General features: G+C 75.9%; 2 protein-coding genes. Both read right to left on the bottom strand.

From position 1 onward, the window contains the following. Nucleotides 1–308 precede the first annotated feature (308 nt). Nucleotides 309–1976, bottom strand: coding sequence for an ATP-binding cassette domain-containing protein (locus ACFV4F_RS21855; protein WP_380504663.1), 1668 nt, complete (start codon nt 1974–1976; stop codon nt 309–311). 1052 nt (nt 1977–3028) lie between these two features. After that, a complete protein-coding gene (locus ACFV4F_RS21850; RefSeq protein WP_380504660.1) occupies nt 3029–4687 on the bottom strand; it encodes an ATP-binding cassette domain-containing protein in 1659 nt (552 codons plus the stop codon). Nucleotides 4688–4828: the final 141 nt, after the last annotated feature.

Here is a 4828-nt window from a genome sequence, read left to right as displayed (position 1 = left end):
CGCGGGAAGTCGGCGACATCGACGTCCTGTGCCCGGCCTGCGGTGGAGGGCCGGTGGCCGCCCCGCTCCCCGGGCCTCCTGCGCGAGAAGTCGGGCTGGTCGACTTCCCACGCCGCATTCCGTGGATCCGCTGGCCTGCGCGGGAAGTCGGCGACATCGACGTCCTGTGCCCGGCCTGCGGTGGAGGGCCGGTGGCCGCCCCGCTCCCCGGGCCTCCTGCGCGAGAAGTCGGGCCGGCCGACTTCCCACGCCGCAACCCGCAGATCCGCTGGCCGGAGCGCAGGTGTTGGCTTGCGCGGGCGGCTTCTTCATGGCGCGTGCCCGGTGTGCGATGCGCTGTTGTTGCGCGGTGTGGAGCCCAGCCAGTGGCCGACCAGTTCCCGGTAGAGCGGCGACAGGACCTGGAGGTCTCCGTGTCTCGCGAGCGTGCCGCGGCCGCCGTCCAGGAGGAGGACGCGGTCCGCGCGCAGGGCGGAGCTGATCCGGTGCGCCACGACGACGAGTGTTCCCGGTCGGGCGGCGAAGGCCCGTTCGGCCTGGTCCTCGGCGGTGGCGTCCAGGTGGCAGGTCGCCTCGTCGAGCACGATGACCGGGGCGGGGGAGAGGTACGTCCGGACGAGCGCGAGCAACTGCCGCTCGCCGGCGGAGAGTGCGGCGGGGTCGGTGAGGACGGCGTCCGTTCCGCCGAGCCGCGTGACGAGTTCACCGGCGCCCACAACCTCGATGGCACGGGTGAGTTGGGCGTCGGTGGCATCCGGCGCGAGCCACGTCAGGTTCTCGCGCAGCGGGCCGGGGAAGACGTACGCCTCCTGTGGAAGCAGCGCGACCACCCGGGTGCGATCGCCCGGCGAGAGGTGTTCCCCGCCGATGGTGAGGTCGCCGGAGGTGGGTGTGAGCAGTCCGGCGAGCAACCCGGCCAGCGTGGACTTGCCGGCTCCGCTCGGGCCCACGACGGCGACGTGCTCCCCCGCGCCGATCGTCACGTCGAGCCCGTCGAGGACCGGTTCGGCGGTGGGGGCGTGCGCGTAGCGAAGAGCGGTGAGGCACAGGCTCGTGTCACGGGCGGTCGCGCCTCCCGCCGTCGACCGGGCGGTCGGGGCGTCGGCGGCGGAAGCCGTGGCCAGGCGGTCCAGCACGACCGCGAGGCCGAGCAGCCAGCCGCCGACCGTACCGGCCAACGTCCGCACCGCCGGGTCGAGCTGCTGGAGCAGGTACGTGGCGACGCCGAGCAGTTCGCCGGCCGTGAGCACGTCGTGCGCGAGCAGCCACGGCGCTGCCGTGAGCACGACGAGCACCGGCAACCGCCCGCCGAGCGCGACCACGAGCGCGCGCAGGGCGGACGCCCGGCCCAGCGCGCGGGAGGCGGCGGCGCTCGTCCCGGCCGCCTCGGCCAGTGCGGCGGCCACCTGCGTCTGCGTACCGGTGGCCTGTACGTCGCGCAGGCCGTGCAGGGCGCGGCCCGCCTCGGCGGCGAACCGTTCCTCCGCCAGCACGACCGCCCGGCGGCGTTCCACCAGCGGCCGCAGTAGGCGGGCGAAGAGCAGCCCGGCGGCCAGGAGCGGCAGCAGGACGAGCGGCAGGACGGCGGGCGCGAGCAGCGCCAGGCCGATCAGGGCGGCGGCCAGGGTGATTCCGACGCCGCGCAGGGTGCGCAGCAGGGTGGCGGTCAACTGTCGTGCGGACTCGACCTGTTCGGTGAGCCGAGCGACCTCGGCGGCGTCGGCGACGGGCCGGGCGAGCGCGCTCCGGACCACCCGCGTGACGAGCGCGTCCCGCAACGGCTCGACGACCGCCGCGAGGTGCGGGAACCCGGCCCGCGCCGCGAACGCTCGCAGAACCGTGGCCGCGCCGAACCCGGCCAGCCAGGCCACCCCGGCCCCGGGCCGCCCGGCGAGGAAGCCGCGGTCCACGGCGGCCGACACGAGCAGCCCGGAGAGCAACGGCGGCAGGGCCTCGACCACGGACCAGGCGAGCAACCGCAGTAGCGGTCGCCGTGTGGTGGCGAACTGCCGAAGGAGGAGCGCCCACCCGGGCGAGGTGGCGGGAGTGGAAAGTCGGCGCCGCCGACTTCCTGCGCGGTGGTGGTGGGCGGCCGCGGGAGTCGGGGGCGGCTGCGGTGGCGGTGGCGGTGACGCGAGAAGTCGGCGGGCCCGACTTCTCGCGCCGGGCGCCTTGGCACGCGGGGACCGGCGGTGGGCTCCGCGCCCTGAGTCGGCGGAGGCAGGAGCCGCCTGCACGGAAAGTCGGCCGAGCCGACTTCCTGCGTCGCCGGGTCGCGCGACAGCGCCTGCGGCGGCGGATGTCGAGCCGTGTGCGGGAAGTCGGCCTACTCGACTTTCTGTGTCCGCGGTGTCCGGCCCTGGGTCGTGCGTGAGAAGTCGATCGGCCCGACTTTCGGTGCCCGAGGCGTTCGGCCTGAGGCCCGGCGCGGGAAGTCGATCCGGCCGACTTTCCACGCGGGCGTCGCGGAGCTGGTGGCCCGCGGATGGCCCAGGGTGCTGCACAAGAAGTCGGTCGGGCCGACTTTCCACGCCGGTGGCGCCCACCCCTGGGTCTGGCGCGAGATGTCGGCCCGGCCGACTTTCTGTGTCCGCGGTGTCCGGCCCCGGGTCGTGCGCGGGAAATCGGTCGGCCCGATCTTCGCTGTCCGAGGCGTTCGGCCCGAGGCCTGGCGTGAGAAGTCGATCGGGCCGACTTTCTACTCGGGCGTCGCGGAGCTGGTGGCCCGCGGATGGCCCAGGGTGCTGCACAAGAAGTCGGTCGGGCTGACTTTCCACGCTGGCGGCGCCCGTTCCCGGGTCGTGCGTGAGAAGTCGGTCGGGCCGACTTTCCATGCCTGCGGCGGCCGATGCCGGGTCGTGCACAAGAAGTCGGTCGGGCCGACTTTCGGTGTCCGAGGCGTTCGGCCCTCGGTCGGCCTGACTTTCTGTGCCGGCATCGGTTGCTTGATGGGGTGCGGAGGGCGCAGAGGGCTGCGCGAGACGTCGGCCCGGCCGACTTTCTGTGTGTGGTGTGCGGTGGCGGGCCATCAGGCGGCTGCTTGTAGGGCGGTGTCGGACAGGGCGGCGCGGTAGTCCGGGTGTGCGAGGAGGGCGGTGTGTGGGGCCAGGGCGCGGAGGCGGCCGTTTTCCAGCCAGGCCACCAGGTCCGCGCAGGCGGCGACGGTGGCGCGGTGGGCGATCACGATGCGGGTGCGGCCGAGGGTGGCGCGGTCGAGTGCCTCGGTGACCTGGTACTCGGTGGCGAGGTCGAGCCCCGACGTCGCGTCGTCCAGCACCACCACCCGCGCCGGCCGGGCCAGCAGTCGGGCCAGCCCGAGGCGTTGCAACTCGCCTCCCGAGAGCCGTAGTTCGTCGAGCGGGGTGTCCCATCCCCGGGGCAGCCGGCGCAGGAAGCCGTCCGCGCGGGCGGCCCCGGCCTCCGCCTCGCCCGCGCCGGCGAGTGCGTCGCGCACCGTGCCGCCGACCAGGGCGGGCCGCTCGAAGGCGTAGCCGACGGCGTTCCGGAGTTCGTCGGGGGCCAGCTCGTCGACCGGGACGCCGTCGATGAGCACCGCGCCCTCGTCGGGGTCGCGCAGTCGTCCGGCGAGGGCGGCCAGCAGGGACTTGCCGGAGCCGGAGCGCCCGACCAGTGCGAGCGTGTGTCCGCCGGGGACGGTGAGGTCGATCGGTCCGAGCAGCACGCGGTCGCCGTCGCGCACCACCGCGCCGCGGAAGGCGAGTTCGCCGGTGCCGCCGACCGGAAGCGTCGCCGCTCCCACGGGTGCGGGCGGGAGCGCGAGCAGGGCGTCGACCCGGGCCCGCCCGGCGCGGGCGTGGGCGACCCCGACCAGCGATTCGACCTGTTCGAAGAGGCCGGCCCCGAGCGCCGCCCACCCGGCCGCGGCGGCGAGGTCTCCCGGTGCCAGGGCGCCGGCGGCGAGCAGCACGCCCGCCGTCGTCAGGACCGCGATCTCGACCGCGGCGATCAGCAGCGTCGCCTGCCATGCCGTGCGGCGCTGCGCCGTCCACAGCGCGTGCCCGGCCGCGGAGAGGTCGGGCAGCGGCGCCAACACCCGTGCGGCCTCGCGTTCTTCGGCGCCGGCCGCGTGGATGCTGCGCAGCCCGGTGAGTGCGCCCGTGAGGCGCGCGGCGAGCTCCGCCTGCACCTCCTGGTAGCGGGCGAACGCCGAACCGGCGTCGCGCAGGAACAGCCGGATCAGCGCCACGCCGGGTACCACCCCGGCGAAGAAGGCCAGCGCCAGCCACGGTGACAGCACCCCGAGGCCGACGATCGCGCCCACCGACGTGAACAGCGCGCCGACCGCGCCGAGCCCGGCGGGCAGCCGCCCGCCCGCGTCGCCGGCCGAGCCCACCAGGCGCGCGGCCAGGTCGCCGGGCGGCGGCCCGCCGCGCAGCCGGCCGCCCGGCCCGAGGTCGAGCAGGTGCCGGACGAGGCGTCCGCGCAGGGCGGCGGTGGCGTCGGCCGCGCCCGCCGGTCCGGCGGCAGCGGCGGCGGCGTTGGCGGCGGCGGCCGTGCCCACGGTGAGGGCGAGCAGCGCGAACGCGCCGGTCGCGGACCGGCCCGCGCCGGCGAGGACGGCGTCGACGGCCCCGGCCAGGGCGGCGGGCAGGGCGAGCGTGGTGGCGGCCTCGACGGGCAGCGCGAGGCCGAGGGCGAGGGTCGGTCCGTCGGGTCGGCGGGGCAAGTGGGCGCTCCTGCAGGAGAGTCGGGGGAAAAGGACGGCGCCCGGGGCGCGCGCGGCCGCCCCCCGGCGGGCGCACCCCGGGGGAGAGAGGGACCCCCACAAAGAGAGAAAAAAAAAAACACCCCCACAAACACACAAAGA

This window comes from Kitasatospora sp. NPDC059722 (genome assembly GCF_042733235.1).
Classification (GTDB): Bacteria; Actinomycetota; Actinomycetes; order Streptomycetales; family Streptomycetaceae; genus Kitasatospora.
This window is presented reverse-complemented; position numbering and strand designations above follow the sequence as displayed.